The following is a 21,711-nucleotide window of genomic DNA, read 5'->3' on the forward strand; positions in this document are numbered from 1 at the left end:
GTTCATGCCTACCTGCCGAGTTCGTTGTCGAGTGCTGCGAAGAGTTCGTCGTCGGTCGCCAGGCCGAGGTCGGCGCCGTCGGGACGGCCGTCCACCGTCCGAAGCAGGCCGCGCAGTCGCGCGGCGTACGTTCCTGCCGGTCCCTCGCCGTCCGACGGGCCGGCGGCCGAGAGAGCGGCCTCAAGCGCGTCCAGGGCTGCCTGGACCGGGTCCGCCACTTCGCCGGCCAGCTCGCCCCGCAGGTATTCGGCGACGGCTCGGATGGTCGGGTGGTCGAAGACGAGCGTGCTGGGCAACCGCAGTTCGGTGAGGGTGTTCAGCCTGTTGCGCAGTTCGACCGCGGTGAGGGAGTCGAAGCCCAGGTCCAGCAGTCCGCGCTGGACGTCGATCGTCCGCGGGGCCGGGTGGGCCAGGACGATGCCGACCTGTTCCCTGACGAAGTCGAGCAGCAGCTGCTGCTGCTCCTCCGCGTCCAGGCCCGTGAGCCGTTGCGCCAGCGGGATCTCCGCCGGAGCGGAGGTGCGCCGGCCGGCTCGGCGCTCGGTGCGCACCAGGCCCCGGTACAGCTCGGGCAGTGCGTCCCCGAGGCTCCGCAGTGCCGCGAGGTCGAGTGCCACCGGCGCGAGCACCGGTGGGATCCCCGCCCCGCCGTCGGCTCGTGGCGCCTTGGCTCCGGCCAGGGCCGTGTCGAGGGCCGCGAGCGCCCGGTCGGCCGGCATCGGCAGGATCCCGTTGCGTGCGAGCCTGGCCCGGTCGGCACGGTCGAGGTCGCTCGCCATGCCGTCCCGCCACATACCCCAGGCGAGGGACACGGCGGGCAGGCCCGCGGCGCGCCGGTGTTCGGCGAGCGCGTCCAGGAAGGTGTTGCCGGCGGCGTAGCCGGCCTGTCCGGCGTTGCCCACCAGGCCGGCGACGGAAGAGAAGAGGACGAAGTCCGTCAGCTCCAGTCCGGCGGTCAGCTCGTGCAGGTTCCAGGCGGCTTCCACCTTCGGCCGCAGGACCCGGGAGAGGCTCTCCGGGCTCATGGTCTCCAGCGTGGCGTCCTCGACGACTCCGGCCGCGTGCACGACCGCGGTGAGCGGGTGCTCGTCCGGGATCGAGGCGAGCAGCCCGGCCAGCGCGTCGCGGTCGGCCGCGTCGCACGCCGCGACCCGTACGTCCGCGCCGAGCGCCGTCAGTTCGGCGACCAGGTCCTCCGCCCCGCCCCGCCGGCTGGTGAGCAGCAGGCGGCGGGCGCCGCGGCCGGTCACCAGGTGCCGGGCGACCCGGGCTCCGAGTGCGCCCGTGCCACCGGTGATCAGCACCGTACGCTCCGGGTCGAACGCGTCGTCGACGTCCGGGGTCCGGACCGGGTACGGGGCCTTGGCGAGCCGGGTCACGTAGGCCTGTCCCCCGTGCAGTTCGAGCCGCGGCCGGGGGTCGGCCAGGGCCGCGGCCAGCAGCTCGCGGCCGGCCGGCAGGCCGTCCGCGATCACGTGCTGGAAACGTCCCGGGTGTTCCGACTCGGCGGTCCGGATCAGCCCGGACAGCGCGCTGTGCGCCAGTTCCCCGGTGCTGACCACGGCGAGCCGCGCTCCGGCCGGCGCGTCGGCGGCGAGCCACTGCCGCAGTACCGCCAGCACCTCCTCCGTGACCCGGCCGGTCTCCTGCGGAGTGGCCGGGCGCACCGGAAGGACGACCACGTCGGGTGCGGCCGCGCCGTCCGCCGTCGAGGCGGCCAGGCCGGCGAGGTCGGCGTGGTGCTCGGCGGCGAGTCCGAGGTCGGCCTCGCCGAGGACCACGACGGTCGTGCCGCCACCGGTGGGGAGGTCCACACGGGCCCGCTCCACCGCGTACACGTGCTGCTCGGAGGGGCGGGCCGGCGCGGTCCCCGCCGGCAGGGCCCGCAGTGCGAGCGATGCGACGGTGGCGACCGGCGCGCCCGTCGCGTCGGCGATGCCGACCGCGACCGTTCCGTCCGGGCCGGCCGACAGCTTGACCCGCAGGGTGCCGGTCCGGGACCCGGTCAGCTGGACGCCGCCGAAGGAGAAGGGCAGCCGCAGTTCGGCCGACTCCTCCAGGAGCAGGGCGTGCAGCGCGGCGTCGAACAGCGCCGGGTGCAGGGCGAATCCATCGGGGTCGGCGGACAGCCGTACCTCGGCGTAGAGGTCGTCGCGCGACCGCCATGCCGCCTGGAGGCCCTGGAAGGCGGGGCCGTAGCCGTAGCCCCGGTCGGCGAGGCGGTCGTACAGGTCCTCGACCGGCTGGGCTTCGGCGCCGGCCGGAGGCCAGGACGCGAGGTCGGGTTCGGGGCCGCCGGGAACGGCGGCCACCACGGTTCCGGTGGCGTGCCGGTTCCAGACGTCGCCTTCCTGGTCCCCGCGCGAGTGGACGGCGACGGGCCTGCGGCCGTCCGCGTCGGGGTCGCCGACGGTGACCTGGAGCTGGAGCGCACCCTCGTCGGGAAGGACCAGGGGTGCCTGGAGGACGAGTTCCTCCAGCCGCTCGCAGCCGAGTGCGGCGCCCGCGTGGAGCGCGAGCTCCACCAGGGCCGTGCCCGGGACCAGCAGGGTGCCGGCGACGGCATGGTCGGCGAACCAGGGGTGGCTGCGGGCCGAGATCCGGCCGGTGAACAGGACACCGTCGGAGTCGGCGAGCGGAACCGCGGCCCCGAGCAGCGGGTGCCGTGCGGAGTCGAGTCCGGCCGAGGTGACGTCGCCGCCGCCGGGCCCCTCCGTGAGCCAGTAGCGCCGGCGCTGGAAGGGGTAGGTCGGCAGGTCCGCGGCCGGTCCGGCGTTCTCGCCGAACACTGCGCGCCAGTCCACCGGCACGCCCCGTACGTGGGCGTGGGCCAGGGCGGTGACGGCGGTGTGCGGCTCGTGGCGCCCGCCGCGCAGCACCGGGACCAGGAGCGACCCCGCGTCGAGGAAGTCCTGCCCCATCGCGCTGAGCACGCCGTCCGGACCGAGTTCCAGGAAGGTCCGCACGCCTTCGGACTCCAGGGCGCGTGCCGCGTCCAGGAAGCGCACGGGCCGGCGGACGTGCCGGACCCAGTACTCGGGCGTGGTCAGTTCCTCGGCGCCGGCCGGCTGCCCGGTCAGGGTGGAGACGATCGGGATGGCGGGCGGGGCGAACGCGAGCCCCTTCGCGACCGTCTGGAATTCGTCCAGCATCGCGTCCATGTGCGGGGAGTGGAAGGCGTGGCTGACGCGCAGTCGCTTGGTCCTGCGTCCCCGGGCGGAGAGTTCGGCTCCGACGGCCTCGACGGCTTCCGCGTCGCCCGAGAGCACCACGGAGGTGGGGCCGTTGACGGCGGCGATGCCCAGCAGGTCCTCCCGTCCGGCGAGCAGCGGCAGCACCTCCTGCTCCTCGGCCTGCACGGCGAGCATCGCGCCGCCGCCGGGCAGTGCCTGCATCAGCCGGCCGCGGGCCGCGACGAGCTGCGCCGCGTCCGCCAGCGAGAGGACGCCGGCGACGTGCGCGGCGGCCAGCTCACCGATGGAGTGGCCCGCGAGGAAGTCCGGCCGTACGCCCCAGCCCTCGAGGAGCCGGAAGAGCGCGACCTCGGTCGCGAACAGGGCGGCCTGCGTGAAGCCGGTCCGGTCCAGCGGTGCCGGGTCCTCACCGAAGAGGACGTCGAGCAGCGGCGTTTCCAGCCATTGGCCGAGCTCTTCGCATACGGCGTCCAGGGCCTCGGCGTAGGCGGGGTAGGCGGTGTACAGCTCCCGGCCCATGCCGAGTCGCTGGCTGCCCTGACCGGTGAAGAGGAAGGCCGTACGGCCGTCCACGGGTGTGCCCCGCACGGTCGGTGCCGCGAGTCCGTCGACCGCTTCGGTGGCGGTGGCGGCCACCACCACGGCGCGGTGCGGCAGTCCGGCCCGTCCGACGGCCAGGGTCCGGCCCGCCGATGCCAGGTCCTGCTGCCCGGTGCCGGCGAGGGCCGCGCCCACCTGGTCGGCCTGCGCCAGCAGGGCCGCTTCGTTGTGCGCGGACAGCAGCAGCGGCACGACCGGCATCGGCTCGGCCGGCGGGGCCGTCCCCCCGGCCGGCGGCTGCTCCACGATGACGTGGGCGTTGGTACCGCTGATGCCGAAGGAGGACACGCCTGCCCGGCGCGGCCGCTCCGACTCGGGCCACGGCACCGCCTCGGTGAGCAGTTCCACCTCGCCGGCGGACCAGTCCACGTGCGGGCTGGGCTCGTCGATGTGCAGGCTCTTGGGGAGCACCCCGTGCCGCATCGCCATGACCATCTTGATGACGCCGGCCACACCGGCGGCGGCCTGGGAGTGCCCGATGTTGGACTTCAGGGAGCCCATCAGGAGGGGCGACGGGCGCTCCTGCCCGTAGGTGGCGAGTACGGCCCGGGCCTCGATCGGGTCGCCCAGCGTGGTGCCGGTGCCGTGGGCCTCCAGCGCGTCGACGTCCGCGGTGGTCAGGCCCGCGTTGGTCAGGGCCTGGCGGATCACCTGCTCCTGGGAGCGGCCGTTGGGGGCGGTGAGGCCGTTGCTCGCACCGTCCTGGTTGACGGCGGTCCCGCGGATCACGCCGAGGATCCGGCGTCCGTTGCGCCGGGCGTCGGAGAGCCGCTCCAGCAGGAGGATTCCGGCGCCTTCGGCCCAGGCCGCCCCGTCCGCCCGCGCGGAGAAGGACTTGCACCGGCCGTCCGGTGCCAGGCCGCGCTGGCGGCTGAACTCCACGAACAGGGTGGGCGCGGCCAGTACGGTCACACCGCCGGCCAGGGCCAGCCCGCACTCGCCGTTCCGGAGTGCCTGCGCGGCGAGGTGGACGGAGACGAGCGAGGAGGAGCAGGCGGTGTCGACGGTGATCGCCGGTCCCTGCAGGCCGAAGGTGTAGGCGACGCGGCCGGAGGCGACACTGACCGTGCTGCCGACCGACAGGTAGCCCTCCAGGGCCTCGGGGGCGTCCTTCAGGCGTGCCGCGTAGTCGTTGGCCATGACACCGGCGAACACACCGGTCTGGCTGCCCTTGAGAGAGGCCGGGTCGATGCCCGCGCGTTCGAAGGCCTCCCAGCAGATTTCCAGCAGCAGGCGCTGCTGCGGGTCGATGGCGGTGGCCTCCCGGGCGCTCACCCCGAAGAGCTCGGGGTCGAACTGCGGAGCCTCGTAGAGGAATCCGCCGTGCCGGGTGTACGAGGTGCCCACGTGGTCGGGGTCCGTGTCGTACAGGCCGTCCAGGTCCCAGCCGCGGTCGTTCGGGAACGGGCCGATGGCGTCCCGCTCGTCGGACAGCAGCGCCCACAGCTCCTCCGGGGAGCTGACCTCGCCCGGGTAGCGGCAGGCCATCGCGACGATCGCGATCGGCTCGTCGGAGGCGCCGGCGGCCGGTTCGGCCACGGTCACCGCGGCGGCCGGGCCGAGCAGTTCGGTCCGAAGGAAGCCGGCCAGCTCGGCCGTGCTCGGGTAGTCGAACACCAGCGTCGCGGGCAGCTTCAGACCCGCGGCCGCGTTCAGCCGGTTGCGCAGTTCCACCGCCTTGAGCGAGTCGAAGCCCAGCTCGTTGAAGGCCCGGTCGGGCGCGACCTGGCCGGCGTCGGTGTGCCCCAGTACGGAGGCCACCACGCTGCGGACCAGTTCCAGCAGCGCGCGCTCCTGGTCCTGGAGGGCCAGGGGCGCCAGGCGTTCCCGGAGGGAGTTCCCGCCCGCCTGCTCGCCGGCGGCGGCGCGCCGCGCCGGACGCACCAGGCCGTGGAAGAGCGCGGGCAGCGTGCCGTCCTCGCTCTGTGCCCGCAGTCCGGTGTAGTCCAGCAGCGCCGGAACGAGCACCGGCCGGCGGGTCGCGAGGGCCGCGTCGAACAGCGCCAGCCCCTGCTCGCTGCCGATCGGGGCGATGCCGCCCCGGGACAGGCGGGCGAGGTCGGCGTCGGTCAGGTGACCGGTCATCCCGCTGCCCTCGGCCCACAGGCCCCAGGCCAGTGACGTACCGGGCAGGCCCAGGGCCTGGCGGTGGTGCGCGAGGGCGTCCAGATAGGTGTTGGCCGCAGCGTAGTTGGCCTGTCCCGCGGTGCCGGCCGTACCGGCCAGCGACGAGAACAGGACGAACGCGTCCAGTTCCAGGTGGGCCGTCAGCTCGTGCAGGTGCCGGGCGGCGTCGACCTTGGGACGCAGTACGGTGTCGAGCTGCTCGGCCGTGAGGGCGTGCAGCGTGCCGTCGTCGAGGACGCCGGCGGTGTGCAGGACCGCGGTGAGGGGGTGTTCCGAGGGGATCGCGTCCAGCATCGCGGCGACCGCCGTGCGGTCGGCCGTGTCACAGGCGACCACGGACACGTCGGCTCCGTGGGCCGTGAGTTCGGCCTCCAGCGCCGGCATGCCCGCCGCGTCCCGGCCGCGGCGGCTCGCCAGCAGCAGGTGCCGTACGCCGTGTTCGGCGACGAGGTGGCGGGCGAACAGCCGGCCCAGGGTGCCGGTGGCGCCCGTGATGAGCACGGTGCCCCCGGGGTTCAGGGCGGGCACGGTGCCGCCCGTCGTGGGCGACTTGACCAGCCGCGGTACGAGCAGTGCACCGTCCCGCAGGCTCGCCTGCGCGTCCGGTACGGCCAGCGCACGGCCGAGCTCGGCCTCGGAGGGGTCCCAGTCCGTCAGGTCCAGCAGGCCGAACCGGTCGGGGTTCTCGGCCATGGCGGTACGCACCAGCCCCCAGACGGGAGCCGAGCCGAGTCCGGCCTCCGTGCGGGCGGTGGTCGCGTCACGGGTCACGAAGACCAGGCGCGAGCCGGCGAACCGCTCCTCGGCGAGCCACTCCTGGGCCAGCCGCAGGGCCCGGTGTGCCACGGCGCCGGGACCGTCCTCGCCGGGGAAGGGGACCACGACGAGCGGCGGGGTTCCGACCAGGCCGGCGAGGTCCGGGGAGCTGCCCAGAGGGGCGGGCAGACCGTGGCCGGAGTCGTCGAGGACGGCCCATCCGGCGGCCGGGGCGGCCGCCGGGGCGGCCGTCCACTCCACCTGGAGCAGCGGCTGGCGGGGGGTGCCCGAGCCGGCCAGCTGCGCGGGGTCCACGGCCCGCAGGCTGAGCGTCTTCACCGACGCGATCGGCGCACCGTTCGCGTCGGCGAGGGACAGGGCGGCACCCGAGCCTTCCGGGGTGATCCGTACGCGCAGCACGTCGGCGTTCACCGCGTGCAGCCGAACGCCGGTCCAGGCGAACGGCAGCACCAGGCGGCCGTCCTGCGCGAGCGCCAGCGGGTGCAGGGCGGCGTCGAGGAGGGCCGGGTGGATCCCGAACTCGCCCGGGGGGACGTCCTTCGGGAGCGCGACCTCGGCGAACGTCTCCTGGCCGGCGCGCCACAGCGCCCGCAGGCCCCGGAAGGCGGGGCCGTACCGGAAGCCCCGCTCGGCGAGCGTGTCGTACGCCGCCGTCAGGTCGACCGGCTCGGCGCCGGCCGGGGGCCAGGCGGGGTCGGCCGGTACGCCCGCACCTCCTTCCGCGTGGCCCAGTACGCCGGTGGCGTGCAGGGTCCACGGGTGGATCGCGGCGTCGTCGGACCCGGGCTCGGGGCGGGAGTGGACCGACAGCGCGCGCCGGCCCTCCTCGTCCGGAGCGTCGACCACGACCTGGAGCTGTACTCCGTCGCGGCCGGCCAGCACCAGCGGTGCCTGCAGGGTCAGCTCGTCGAGCTGGTCGAGGCCCGTGTGGTCACCCGCCCGGATGGCGAGGTCCACGAAGGCGGTACCGGGGAGCAGCACGGTGCCGGCCACGGCGTGGTCCGCCAGCCAGGGCTGCGTGTTCAGGGCGATCCGGCTGCTCAGGACCAGCTTGTCCTCGTCGGCCGTCCAGAGCGCGGCGCCGATGAGCGGGTGCCGCTCGGCGGCCATGCCGAGCCCGCCCGCGTCCCCGGCCGGCGCCGGGCCCTCCAGCCAGTGGCGCCGGCGCTGGAAGGGGTAGGTCGGCAGGTCGACGACCGCGCCGGGGCCGCCGGCCACGGCGGCCCAGTCGAGCGGGGCGCCCGAGACGTGGGCCCGCGCCGCGGACGCGAGGAAGGCGTCGAGTCCGCCCTCGTCACGGTGGAGCGAGGGCACGGTGACGGCGCTGTCGTACGGCGTGTCGTCGATCGTCTCCTGGAGCGCGACGGTCAGCACCGGGTGGGCGCTGACCTCGATGAAGACGCGGTGGCCCTGGTCGAGCAGGGTCCGGGTGGCCTCCTCCAGCTGGACGGTCCGGCGGAGGTTGCGGAACCAGTACGAGCCGTCGAGCTCCGTGCCGTCCAGCGGCTGCCCGGTGACGGTGGAGAGGAAGGGCACCTCGACGGCGCGCGGGGTGAGCGAGGACAGGGCGTCGAGAAGCTCGTCCCGCAGGCTTTCGACGTGCGCGGAGTGGGAGGCGTAGTCGACCGGGATGCGCTTGGCGCGCGTCTTGTTGTCCTTGCAGTGGGCGACCATCTCCTCGAGAGCGGTCACCTCTCCGGCGACCACCACGGAACGCGGGCCGTTGTGTGCGGCGATGTCGATGGCGCCGTCCCAACGGGTGATGAGCTCGCGGACCTCGTCGGCCGGCAGGGCCACCGAGACCATCCCGCCCGTACCCGCCAGCTTCACGATGGCCCGGCTGCGCAGCGCCACGACCTTCGCCGCGTCGTCCAGCGACAGCGCCCCCGACACCGCGGCCGCCGCGATCTCGCCCTGCGAGTGACCGATCACCGCATCCGGCTCGATCCCCACCGAACGCCACAGCGCGGCCAGGGACACCATCACCGCCCACAGTGCCGGCTGCACCACCTCCACCCGGTCGAACCCGGGCGCACCCTCCACACCGCGCAGGACGTCCGGCAGCGACCAGTCCGTGAACGGCGCCAACGCCCGCTCGCACTCCACCAGCCGGGCGGCGAACACCGGGGAGGAGTCGAGGAGTTCCAGAGCCATGCCCTGCCACTGCGAACCCTGTCCCGGGAACACGAACACCGTCTTGCCCGAGCCCGTGACCGCGCCCCGCACCAGGTTCGCCGCGGACCCGCCCGAGGCCAGCGCCTCAAGACCCGCCAACAGCTCATCCCGGCCGGCGCCCGAAACCGCCGCCCGGAGGGGGAGGTGCGGGACCCGGGTCGCGAGAGCCGAAGCCACCCGCGCCGGGTCGGCGGTCCCCTGGGCCAGCAGCTCACGCACCTGGCCGGCACGCGCCGCCAGGGCCGCCTCGCTCTTCGCCGAGACCACCAGCGGAAGCCCCGTCACCACCGGCTCACCGGCCACGGCCGGCTCCGGGCCCTGCTCCAGGACCACGTGCGCGTTCGTACCACTGATACCGAACGAGGACACGGCCGCGCGGCGCGGACGCGCCACCTCCGGCCACGCCCGACGCTCGGTGACCAGCTCCACCGCACCCGTCGACCAGTCGACGTGCGGCGTCGGCTCGTCCACGTGCAGCGTCGCCGGAAGCTCCCCGTTACGCATCGCCATCAGCATCTTGATGATGCCCGCGACACCCGCGGCAGCCTGCGTGTGACCGATGTTCGACTTGACCGATCCCAGACGCAGCGGCTCTTCGCGGTCCTGGCCGTAGGTGGCCAGCAGCGCGTTGGCCTCGATCGGGTCACCGAGCCGGGTACCGGTGCCGTGCGCCTCGACCGCGTCCACCTCGTGCGGGGCGAGGCGGGCGTTGGCGAGGGCCTGGCGGATGACGCGTTCCTGCGAGGGCCCGTTGGGGGCGGTGAGGCCGTTGCTCGCACCGTCCTGGTTGACCGCGGAACCACGGATCACACCAAGGATGTCGTGCCCGAGCCGCCGAGCGTCCGACAGCCGCTCCAGCACCAGCACGCCCGCGCCCTCGGACCAGCCCGTACCGTCCGCCGAAGCCGCGAACGACTTGCAGGTCCCGTCCGGCGACAGACCGCGCTGACGCGAGAACTCGACGAAGGTCGTCGGCGTGGACATCACGGTGACACCGCCGGCGAGTGCCATCGAGCACTCGCCCTGGCGCAGCGCCTGAGCGGCCAGGTGCACCGCCACCAGCGACGAGGAACACGCCGTGTCCAGCGTCACCGCCGGCCCCTCGAGACCGAACGTGTAAGCCACCCGGCCCGACAGGACACTCGCGATCGTGCCCGTCAGCAGATGTCCCTCGAAGCCCTCCGGGGCACTCCCCAGCCGCGACCCGTAGTCGTTGTACATCACACCCGCGTAGACACCGGTCGAGGAACCGCGCAGCGAGGCGGGGTCGACTCCCGCACGCTCCAGCGCCTCCCACGCGACCTCCAGCAGCACCCGCTGCTGCGGGTCGGTCGCGGTCGCCTCACGCGGACTCAGACCGAAGAACTCGGCATCGAACTCCGCGGCCTCGTAGAGGAATCCGCCCTTGCGCGTGTACGACTTGCCGATCTTCTCGGGGTCCGGGTCGAAGAGGCCTTCCACGTCCCAGCCGCGGTCGGACGGGAACTCGTCGATCGCGTCCCGGCCCTCCGCCACGAGCCGCCACAGGTCCTCCGGCGAGGAGACCCCGCCCGGGTAGCGGCACCCCATGCCGATCACGGCGATCGGCTCGTCCCGGCCCAAGGCGTGGGCGGCCACCGACGGGACGACGGCCGTTCCGGTCGCGTCGAGCCGGTCCAGCAGGAAGTCCGCCACCGCCTGGGGCGACGGGTGGTCGAACACGAGGGTGGTGGGCAGTCGCAGTCCGGTCACCGAGTTGAGCCGGTTGCGCAGTTCGACACCCGTGAGGGAGTCGAAGCCGGTGTCCTTGAAGGCCTTGGCCGGGTCGATGTCGGCGTCGGCCCCGTGCCCGAGAACCAGCCCCACGGCCTCCCGTACGGTCTGGAGCACGGCCTGCGCCCGCTCCTCCGCGGCCAGCGCGATCAGCCGCTGGACCCACGACGGGCCGGCCCCGCGGGCGGCGCCGGCCGCCTGCCGGCGGCGGACGCGGACCAGGCCGGTGAACAGCTCGGGGAGCGCGTTCTCCTCGGCCCGGGCGCGCAGGGCGGCCAGGTCGAGTTCGGCGGGGACCAGCAGCGGCTCCGCCGAGGCGAGCGCCGCGTCGAACAGGTCGAGACCCAGTTCCGGGGTCAGCGGGAGGATTCCGCTCCGCTTCCACCGCGCGACGTCGGCGCCGGCCAGGGTTCCGGCCATGCCGTCGGCGCTGTCCCACAGGCTCCACGCGAGGGAGGTGGCGGGCAGGTTCCGGGCGCGGCGGTGCTGCGCGAGGGCGTCGAGGAAGGTGTTCGCGGCCGCGTAGTTGGCCTGGCCGGCGTTGCCCATGACACCCGCGATGGACGAGAACATGACGAACGAGGCGAGGCCGAGGGACTCGGTGAGGCGGTGGAGGTTCCAGGCCGCGTCCACCTTCGGACGCATCACCCGCTCCAGCCGACCGGCCGACAGCGAGGCGACCGTCGCATCGTCCAGGACACCCGCCGTATGCACCACGGCAGTCAGCGGACGCTCGACCGCGGCCTCGTCCAGCAGACCCGCCAGCGCGTCGAAGTCCGACACGTCGCACGCCGCCACCCGGGCCCGCGCGCCCGACTCCGCCAGCTCCGCCACGAACTCGGCAGCACCCGGAGTCTCACCACCACGACGCGACACCAACAGCAGGTGCCGCGCACCGTGATGCGTCACCAACCGACGCGCCACCAGACGGCCCAACGTACCCAGAGCACCGGTCACCAGGACCGTGCCCTCCGGATCCAGACCCTCCACCGCGCCCGCCACGACACCCGCAGCGCGCGCCAGGCGCGGCACGAACAACCTGCCGCCCCGCACCGCCACCTCGGGTTCGCCCGAAGCCAGCACGGCGGGCAGCAGCTCCGGACCACCCTCGTCCACGTGGGCGAGGACCAGCCGGCCGGGCTGTTCGGTCTGCGCAGTGCGGATCAGGCCCACGAGCGGGGCCGTGTGCAGCGCGCCGTCCGGCACGACGAGGACGAGGCGGCTCTCCGCGAACTGCGGGGCGGCCAGCCATTCCCGCACCGCTTCCAGCCCGCGCGCCGCCGTGGCGTGGGTCTGGCCGAGTACGTCACCGGTGGTGCCGACGGCGAGCTCCTGCTCGCCGGTCACCACGAACTCCGGTACGGCGGATCCGGCGTCGACCGCGGCGCGGAGCGCGGCGAGGTCGGCGTAGGGCGCCTCGCCCAGCCGGACCCACCGCCGGCCGGCGACCGGCTCGGCCGCCGGGACGGCCTCCCAGGCCACCCGGTACAGGGACTCCGCGGCCGGGCCGGCAACGGCGAGCTGATCGCGGGCGATCGGCCGCAGGGCGACCGACTCGATCGCCGCCACCGGAGCGCCGGTGCCATCGGCGAGAGTGAGACGGGCCGTGTCCTGGCCGGTACGGGTCCAGCGGACGCGCAGCACCGTGGCACCGACCGCGTGCAGCACGAAGCCCGAGAACGAGAACGGCAGCCGGATCGTGCTGTCGTCCTGCGCCGAGGCCGCGGCCTCCAGCACGAGCGGGTGCAGAACGGCGTCGAGGACGGCGGGGTGCACGCCGAAGCGCGCGGCTTCGGTGTGGAGCCGGTCGGGCAGGGCGACCTCGGCGAAGAGGTCGTCGCCGGCGCGCCAGGCGGCGCGCAGGCCGTGGAAGGCCGGCCCGTAGCCGTAGCCCAATTCGTCGAGGCGGTCGTAGACGCCGTCCAGCGGGACGGGGGTGCCATCGGCCGGGGGCCACTGGTCCAGGGAAACGCCCGGCGAGGGGACGGAGGACGTGATCAGGCCGGCCGCGTGGGCGGTCCACTGCTCTGCGCCGGTCCGCGAGTACACGGTGAACCGGCGATCGCCGCGCGCGTCGGCCCGGTCGACGGTCAGCCGCAGCTGAACGCCCGTCTTCTCCGGGAGGATCAGGGGTGCCCGGAGGGTGAGTTCCTCGACGGTGGTGTAACCCAGCTGCTCGGCCGCGGTGCCCGCGAGCTCCAGGAACGCCGTCCCCGGAACCAGGACCGTCCCCCCGATCGCGTGATCGGCCAGCCACGGGTGCGAGGACGACGACACCGAAGCCGAGAACTGCACCGCATCACCGTCAGGCTCCGTGATCACCGCGGCCAGCAGCGGATGATCCACAGCCGTCAGACCCAGACCCGCCGCATCACCGGAACGCGGCGCGTCCAGCCAGAAACGCTCACGCTGGAAGGCGTACGTGGGCAGCTCCACCAGAGCGGAACCCGGCAGGAACCGCTCCCAGTCCACACCCACGCCATGTGCGTGCACAGCGCCCAGGGCGGTGAGGAGGGAACGCTTCTCGGCACGGTCCTTGCGCAGCACCGGAACCACGACGATGCCCTCGGTGCCGGCCAGGCACTCGCCCGTCAGACCCGCGAGCGTCCCGTCGGGCCCCAGCTCCACGAACGCCGTCACACCAAGACCGGCCAGCGTGGCGATGCCGTCGGCGAAACGGACCGCCGAACGGGCCTGAGCAGCCCAGTACTCGGCGGTGAACCCCTCGACCACCTCACCGGTGACGTTCGAGACGACCGGGATCCGGGGAGCCGAATAGGTCAGGGTCCGGGCGACCTCGGTGAGCTCCGCCAGCATTCCGTCCAGGTGCGCGGAGTGGAAGGCGTGGCTCACCTTCAGCCGCGTCGCCTTCACACCCTCCCCGCGAGCCAGCTCCAGGACTTCGAGCACTGCCGTCTCGTCACCCGAGATCACGGTGTCGGCAGGGCTGTTGAACCCGGCCACATCCACACCGGAACGGCCCTCGAGCCACCCGGCGACGCGCGCTTCACCCGCGTTCAGGGCAGCCATCGCCCCGCCCTCGGCGACACCCTCCATCAAACGCGCCCGCGCACAGACCAGACGCGCCGCGTCCTCGAGGGACAGCACACCCGCCACATGGGCCGCCGCCAGCTCACCGACCGAATGACCCACCAGGTAATCCGGGGTCACCCCGTAATGAGACAGCAGACGGAACAGGGCCACCTCGATCGCGAACAACGCCGGCTGAGTGAACACCGTCCGCTGAAGCAGCTCCGGCTCACCCTCGATCACCCCGGCGAGCGAGCGGTCCAAGTGGACATCCAACGCCCCGGCGACCTCGTCGAACGCAGCCGCGAACACCGGCTCGCCCTCATACAGCTCACGGCCCATGCCCAGACGCTGACTGCCCTGCCCGGAGAACAGGAACGCCACCGTCCCCGCCGGGACGGCCTCGCCCGGGGTCAGCGCCCGCAGAGCGTCCAGGAGTTCCTCACGGGTCTCCCCCACGACCACCGCACGGTGATCGAAACGGGCACGCGACACGGCCAGCGAACGGCCCACGGTCACGACGTCCAGCTCCGGCCGCTCCTCCAGGAACGACACCAGCCGATCCGCCTGCTCCGACAGAGCAGCCCCGGACTTGCCCGACACCACCCACGGCACCGGACCCGGCACCGCCAGCTCCTCCACCGGGGCTTCGATCTCCGTGACCTGCTCGACGATGAGGTGTGCGTTGGTACCGCTGATGCCGAAGGACGAGACGCCCGCCCGGCGCGGACGGTCGAGCTCCGGCCACTCCTGGGCCTGCGTCAGCAGTTCCACCGCGCCGGCCGACCAATCGACGTGCGAGGTCGGCTCGTCCACGTGCAGCGTCGCCGGGAAGATCCCGTTGCGCATGGCCATGACCATCTTGATCACGCCCGCGACACCCGCCGCGGCCTGCGTGTGACCGATGTTCGACTTCAGCGAGCCGAGTCGAAGCGGCTCCTCGCGGTCCTGTCCGTAGGTGGCCAGCAGCGCCTGCGCCTCGATCGGGTCGCCGAGCCTGGTGCCCGTGCCGTGCGCCTCCACCGCGTCCACCTCGGACGCCGACAGGCGGGCGTCGGCCAGCGCGGCGCGGATGACCCGCTCCTGCGAAGGCCCGTTCGGGGCCGTCAGACCGTTGCTCGCACCATCCTGGTTCACGGCGGAACCGCGGATCACCGCGAGCACCCGGTGCCCGTTGCGCTCCGCGTCCGACAGCCGCTCCAGCACCAGCAGACCCACCCCCTCGGCCCAGCCCGTACCGTCCGCCGACGAGGAGAACGCCTTGCACCGCCCGTCCGGCGACAGCCCGCGCTGCCGGGAGAACTCCACGAACATGCCGGGCGTGGCCATGACGGACACACCGCCGGCGACGGCCACGGAGGACTCGCCCCGGCGCAGCGACTGCGCGGCGAGGTGGAGCGCGACGAGCGAGGACGAGCAGGCGGTGTCGACCGTCACCGCGGGGCCCTCCAGCCCGAAGGTGTAGGCCAGCCGGCCCGAGGCCACACTGGCGGTGTTGCCCGTCAGCAGGTAGCCGTCGTATCCACCGGACGACTCGTGCAGCCGCGGCCCGTACTCCTGTGCCGTCGCGCCCACGTACACACCGGTGCGGGTGCCGCGCAGCGCGGCGGGGTCGATGCCCGCCTGCTCGAAGGCCTCCCAGGCCGTCTCCAGCAGCAGCCGCTGCTGGGGCTCCATCGCCGCCGCCTCGCGGGGGCTGATACCGAAGAACCCGGCGTCGAACCGGTCCGCGTCGTGCAGGAAACCACCTTGGGTGGCGTAGGTCGTGCCGGGGCTGTCCGCATCGGGGGCGAGGAGCGAATCAAGGTCCCAGCCCCGGTTGGTCGGGAACCCGTCGACCGCATCGACCTCGCTGCTGACCAAACGCCACAGGTCCTCCGGAGAGGCGACCCCTCCCGGCAGCCGACATGCCATGCCCACGATCGCGATCGGCTCGTCAGGGGCCGTGGTCTCGTACGCCTCGTCATCCCGGCCCTGGTCCAGGCCGAGGAGCTGACCACCGAGGTGTTCGGCGAGTGCGGCCGGGGTCGGGTGGTTGAAAAGGAGGCCGGAGGGCAGCGAGAGCCCGGTGGCCGTGTTCAGCGCGTTCCGGAGCTCGACGGCCGAGAGGGAGTCGAAGCCCAGGTCCTTGAAGGTCGTGTCGACGTCCACGTCGCGTGCCGATCCGTGGCCGAGCACCGCCGCCACGTGCGCACGCACCAGCTCCAGCTCGTCGCCTCGCGGCGCGGACCGCTTCGGACCGCGCCGCCCTGCCGCGACGGTCCGGACCTGGGCCGGCCCGATCGCCGAACCGTCCAGCCAGAAGTGCTCACGCTGGAAGGCGTACGTGGGCAGCTCCACCAGACCCGAACCCGGCAGGAACCGCTCCCAGTCCACACCCACGCCGTTGGCGTGCGCCGCTGCGACCGAGGCCAGGAAACGGTCCCGTCCGCCGTCGTCGCGCCGCAGCGATCCGACGACGACAGTGCCGCCGGCGCCGGCCTCGTCGGCCGTGTCACTGAGGGCCGAGGTGAGCACCGGGTGGGCGCTGACCTCGATGAAGACGCGGTGCCCGTCGCCGAGCAGGGCGCGGGTGGCCTCTTCCAGCTGGACGGTCCGGCGGAGGTTGCGGAACCAGTACCCGCCGTCGAGTTCCTCACCGTCCAGCGGCTGCCCGGTGACAGTGGAGAAGAACCCGATGTCACCGGTACGCGGCATGACGTCGGCCAACAGCTCCCGCAGCTCGTCCTCCAGCAGGTCGACGTGGGCGGAGTGAGAGGCGTAGTCCACCGGAATGGTGCGGGCACGGTATCCCTTGGCCTCACTGTGGGCGACGAGGTCGGCCAGGGCCTCCGGGTCGCCGGAGACGACCGTGCTCACGGGGCCGTTGTGTGCGGCGATCTCGATCGCGCCGCCCCAAGGGGCGATGAGCCCGCGGACCTCGTCGGCCGGCAGGGCCACCGACACCATTCCACCCGTACCGGCCAGCCTCACGATCGCCCGGCTGCGCAACGCGACGATCTTCGCCGCGTCCTCGAGCGACAACGCACCAGCGACCACGGCCGCCGCGATCTCACCCTGCGAGTGACCGACCACCGCATCCGGCTCGATGCCCACCGAACGCCACAACGCCGCCAACGACACCATCACCGCCCACAACGCGGGCTGCACCACATCCACCCGGTCGAACCCAGGTGCACCGTCCACACCGCGCAGCACGTCCAGGAGCGACCAGTCCGTGAACGGCGCCAGAGCCTGCTCACACTCCACCAGCCGCCCCGCGAACACCGGGAAGGAGTCGAAGAGCTCAAGCGCCATGCCCTGCCACTGCCAGCCCTGGCCAGGGAAGACGAACACCGTCTTACCCGCGCCGTCCGGCACCGCACGGCCCGACACCACGCCAGCCGCGGGCACACCCGCGGCCAATGCCCGAACACCCGCCAGAAGCTCCTCGCGAGTCTCCCCCACGACCACCGCACGGTGGTCGAAACGGGCACGCGACACCGCGAGCGAACGACCCACCGCCACGACGTCCAGCTCCGGACGCCCCTCCAGGAACGACACCAGCCGCCCCGCCTGACCGGCCACGGCCTCAGCCGACTTGCCCGAGACCACCCACGGCACCGCACCCGGCCCGGACCCGGCGCCAGGCGGCTCCTCCTCGGCCGCCGGCTCGGTGCGCCGGTCCGAGAGCACGACGTGGCAGTTCGTACCGCCCATGCCGAACGAGCTGACACCTGCGTAGAGCGGCTCGTCCGGACGCGGCCACGGCTCGACGCTCCGCTGCACGGCGAGCTTCAACCCGTCGAACGGGATGTCCGGGTTGGGGGTCTCGAAGTTCAGGCTCGGCACGAGCTCGCGGTTGCGGATGCAGAGCGCCGCTTTCAGCAGGCCGACGATGCCGGCGGCACCCTCGAGGTGCCCGACGTTGGTCTTCACCGATCCGACCCGCAGCTCGGCTCCGTCCACGCGCCCGTCACCGAGCACCGCGCCCAGAGCCGACGCTTCGACCGGATCGCCCACCTTGGTGCCCGTGCCGTGCAATTCGACGTACTGCACCTGCTCCGCGGACACCTTGGCACGCTCGTACGCCTGCCGCAGGACGTCCTGCTGGCCGGCCGGACTCGGTACGGTGAGACCCTCGGTCGTCCCGTCGTTGTTCATCGCGCTGCCGTGCAGCACGCAGTAGACCGGGTCGCCGTCCGCCATGGCGGCGTGCAGCGGCTTGAGCACCACGAACGCGCCGCCCTCACCGCGTACGTATCCATTCGCCCTCGCGTCGAAAGTGAAGCTGAGACCGTCTGGTGAAAGTGCGCCGAACCGCTCCGCGCCGATGGTGCTGTCCGGCACCAGATTGAGGTTGACACCGCCGGCGACGGCCATGGCGGACTCGCCGCGGCGCAGGCTCTCGACTGCCAGGTGCACAGCGACCAGCGAGGAGGACTGGCCGGTGTCCACGGCCGCACTCGGTCCGTGCAGACCCAGGGTGTAGGAGATCCGGTTGGCAACGACGCCGCGGTTGAGACCGGTCAGGGTGTGGCGGGTGATGCCTTCGGCCCCGTGCCGGCGCGTGAGGGCGGCGTAATCGTCGGCGATGACGCCGACGAAGACGCCGGTCCGGCTGTCGGCAAGATCGGACGGGAGGATCCTGGCGTCCTCCAGTGCCTCCCAGGCGAGCTCGAGCATCAGCCGCTGCTGCGGGTCCATCGACGACGCCTCACGCGGACTGATGCCGAAGAAGCCCGCGTCGAAGCCGCTGACGTCCTCGAGGTAGCCCCCCGGCCGAGAGGGCAGTTCGGGGCGGCCCGCCGGGGGCGCGCCGATCGCACTGCGGCCGTCGCGCAGCAGCTGCCACAGTTGCGCGGGGTTCTCCGCGTGCGGCAGCCGGCAGGACATACCGACGATGGCGATCGCCTCGGTCGATGTCGACGTGTCAGCTTGGAATTCAACCATGGTCGAGTCGCCCTACCTCTTGTCACGTACGATGCCTGAGCGGAGGCGTAGCACCCGCAGCCGTGCCGCGGGTGCTACGTCGATTTGATTCCGTGGTGGCCGGTCAGCCGCATGGGGAACTGGACGGTCCAGAGCCGGCTTCGAGAGTGGGGCCCGTCGCACATGTTCCACAGCACACGCCGCTCCTGATGGCGAGCGATGTACTTCACCCGGTGCAGCCACTCGTTCTTCGGGGCGCTTTCGTTTGCAGCTACGAGCCGGCGGTCGGCTCGTATGTCGAGACGAGCATCCGCTTGAGAACTTTTCCGCTGCTTCCTATCGGGAGAGCGTCGGTGAACTCGACTCGGCGGGGGTACTTGTACGCCGCGAGGCGCTGTTTTCCCCATTCGATGATCTCTTGATCCGATCCAGGGGTGAGGTCCTCCGGCCGGGCAGGCACGACAACCGCCCAGACCTCCTCACCGAGCTCAGGGTGCGGAACACCGATGACCGCCACCTGAGCCACGGCCGGATGCCCGACGAGGATCTCCTCGATTTCGCGCGGATAGACGTTGTAGCCGCCACGGAGAATCAAGTCCTTCTTACGTCCCACGACCGAGAGGTAGCCGTCGTCATCCAGCCTGCCGAGATCGCCGGTAAGGAACCAGCCGTCGATCAAGACCTCGGCGGTGATGTCCGGGCGACCGAGATATCCGGCCATGACGTTCGGACCGCGCACCACGATCTCGCCCACCTCACCGGCGGGCAGGAGATCGATCCCGTCGGCATTCGGCCGAGCTATACCGACGGTGATGCCCGTGATCGGGACGCCGACTGTTCCGGATCGAAAAGTCAGGCCGGGATAGTGATAGGCAACGCTGCAGGAGGTCTCGGTCATCCCGTAGCCCTCGTACACAGGACAGCCGAACACGCTTCGGACATCGTCGAGGGTCTTGACCGGAAGCGCCGATCCCCCGCTGTACACGCGGTCGAGCCGAGGAACCTGCTCGCCCTGGGCCACCGCATCGAGCAACCTGAAATACATTGTCGGCACACCCATGAACACCGTGCATCGGTGTTTCGTCATGAGCGCGAGGGCCTCACGCCCCGAGAACCTCGGCATCATGACGATGGATATACCGGCGCGGAAGCCGGTCAGCATGCCGCAAATCTGACCGAAGCCGTGCGACAGCGGCAAACACCCGAGCAACACGTCGTCACTCCGGAACGCGTACGGAGTGGTGACCATCCTCTCGACGTTGTACAGAATATTTCGGTGGGTGAGCATCACCCCTTTCGGGTCACCCGTCGTACCCGACGTGTAGAACACGACCGCGACGTCGTCGGGTTCCCGCACCGCGCAATCGTCGATCGGCGCCATGTCCTGTGCCGCTTCCTCCAGGTCGACAGTGCCCTCGGGGCCCGGGCCGACGGTGAGGAGCACCGTGCCGAGCGGCTCCGCCGCCTCCCTCGCCTGGGCGAGCAACGAGGCAGCGCACACCAGGAAACGGGCGTCCGCGTCGGTCAGTACGTGATCGATCTCCGACGCGGTCGACATGACGTTCAGCGGGACCGCGACGGCGCCGGCCGCCAGCACGCCGAAGTACACGACGGGAAACTGCGGGGTGTCGGCCAGGAGCACAGCGACCCGGTCTCCTGGCCGCACCCCGTTGGCCCGCAGCACGGACGCGTGACGGCGTGCCTGTTCCCACAGCCACCCGTAGGTGAAATGTTCGGACTCGTGGATCACGGCGGAGTGGTCGGGTCGCTGCGCCGCCGTGTCAGCCAGCACGCCGGCAACTGACATGGCCATCAGGGCAGCTGTCCCTCTTTCGCGGCGGTGCGGGCGCGGCCACCGCGCAGCCCGGACGTGAACCGGTCCCGGGCACTCGCGGTCGGGATGTTCAGGTCCTTCCAGATTCCGTGAAGGGCGTGGGCGAAGTTCTCGACATCGCTCTGATCGTGCACGGCGGACGGAGCGATCCGCAGGATCTCCTCGCCCGCGGGCACGCTGGGGGCGTTGATGGACTGGACGTAGATCCCGTGCTGCTCGAACAGCAGCCGGGACGCCCGCTTGCACATGCCGTCGTCACCGACGAAGGCCGAAACGATATGGGAGTCCGTCGAGATGAACGGGATGTCGGCCGCGATCAGAAGGCTGTGCAGAAGCCGCGCGTTCTCCGAGAGAGCCTTTCGCTCGACATCGGAGGACCGCAGGTACTGGACCGACGCCAGCGCAGCGGCCGCGACCGCCGGCGGCAGCGAGGTCGTGAAGACGAACGAGCGCGAATAGGTCCGCACCGCGTCCACGAGGGCCGCCGGTCCCGCGATGTAGCCGCCGACCGTTCCGTAGCCCTTCGCCAAGGTACCCATCACGACCGTGAACCGGTCGGCGATGCCTTCCCGCGCGGCGATGCCGGCGCCCTGCGGGCCGTACATGCCGACCGCGTGGACCTCGTCGATGAAGGTCGTGGCACCGTATTTGTCCGCAATGTCGGCAATCTCGGCGAGCGGCGCAACGTTGCCCGACATGGAGTAGACCGATTCCACGACGATGAGCTTCGGGCAGTCGGCGGGAGCGGCCGCGATCAGCTCTTCCAGGTGGGCGATGTCGTTGTGCCTGAAGACGTGCTTCTTCGCGCCGCTGTGCCGGAGACCGTCGATGATCGAGGCGTGGTTCTTCGCATCAGAAAATACGACAGTATCTTTCGGCAGCCCCGCCAGCACCGAGAGAGATCCCTCGTTGGCCGTGTATCCCGACGTGAAAAGGAGGGCGGATTCCTTGCCGTGCAGATCCGCCAGCTCATTTTCGAGAAGGACGTGGTAATGGTTGGTTCCGCCGATGTTCCGGGAACCTCCGGAGCCTACGCCATGGGTATCGATCGCCGCCTTCATGGCCGCGATGGCCTGGCGATTCTGGCCCATTCCCAGATAGTCGTTGCTGCACCAGACACTTACTTCTGAATCCACCCCGTCGCGCCGCGCGGTGGCCAGGGGGTAGTCGCCGGAACGACGGCCGATCTCCAGGAACTCGCGCTTGCTTTCAGCAAGATCTTCAGCGGTGTTCCCACTCAGGTATGATGCCAGGTGAACGTTCATTCACTCGCCTTCTCGACGTAGCGGTTGGATTGACCTGCGAACCGAA

The 21,711-nt window shown here is 72.2% G+C and carries 3 protein-coding genes; all 3 read right to left on the reverse strand.

All coding sequences use genetic code 11. The features are described from left to right. Positions 1-8: 8 nt before the first annotated feature. The 3 genes from ACF07S_RS25825 to hemA all read right to left on the reverse strand — a co-directional run bounded on the left by ACF07S_RS25825 (position 9) and on the right by hemA (position 21,665). On the reverse strand, positions 9-18,587 hold the full coding sequence (locus ACF07S_RS25825) for an SDR family NAD(P)-dependent oxidoreductase (protein ID WP_391975218.1): 18,579 nt from the start codon (positions 18,585-18,587) through the stop codon (positions 9-11). A gap of 250 nt (positions 18,588-18,837) precedes the next feature. Then, entirely contained in the window at positions 18,838-20,379 is a 1,542-nt protein-coding gene (locus ACF07S_RS25830; RefSeq protein ID WP_391965923.1) for a long-chain fatty acid--CoA ligase, read from the reverse strand. Then, positions 20,379-21,665 (reverse strand): 5-aminolevulinate synthase, encoded by a 1,287-nt coding sequence (gene hemA / locus ACF07S_RS25835; RefSeq protein WP_391965922.1) that lies wholly within the window; start codon positions 21,663-21,665, stop codon positions 20,379-20,381. The genes ACF07S_RS25830 and hemA overlap by 1 nt, the downstream gene beginning before the upstream one ends. Positions 21,666-21,711 lie beyond the last annotated feature (46 nt).

This window comes from Streptomyces sp. NPDC016640, assembly GCF_043076215.1.
In the GTDB taxonomy this organism is placed as follows: domain Bacteria; phylum Actinomycetota; class Actinomycetes; order Streptomycetales; family Streptomycetaceae; genus Streptomyces.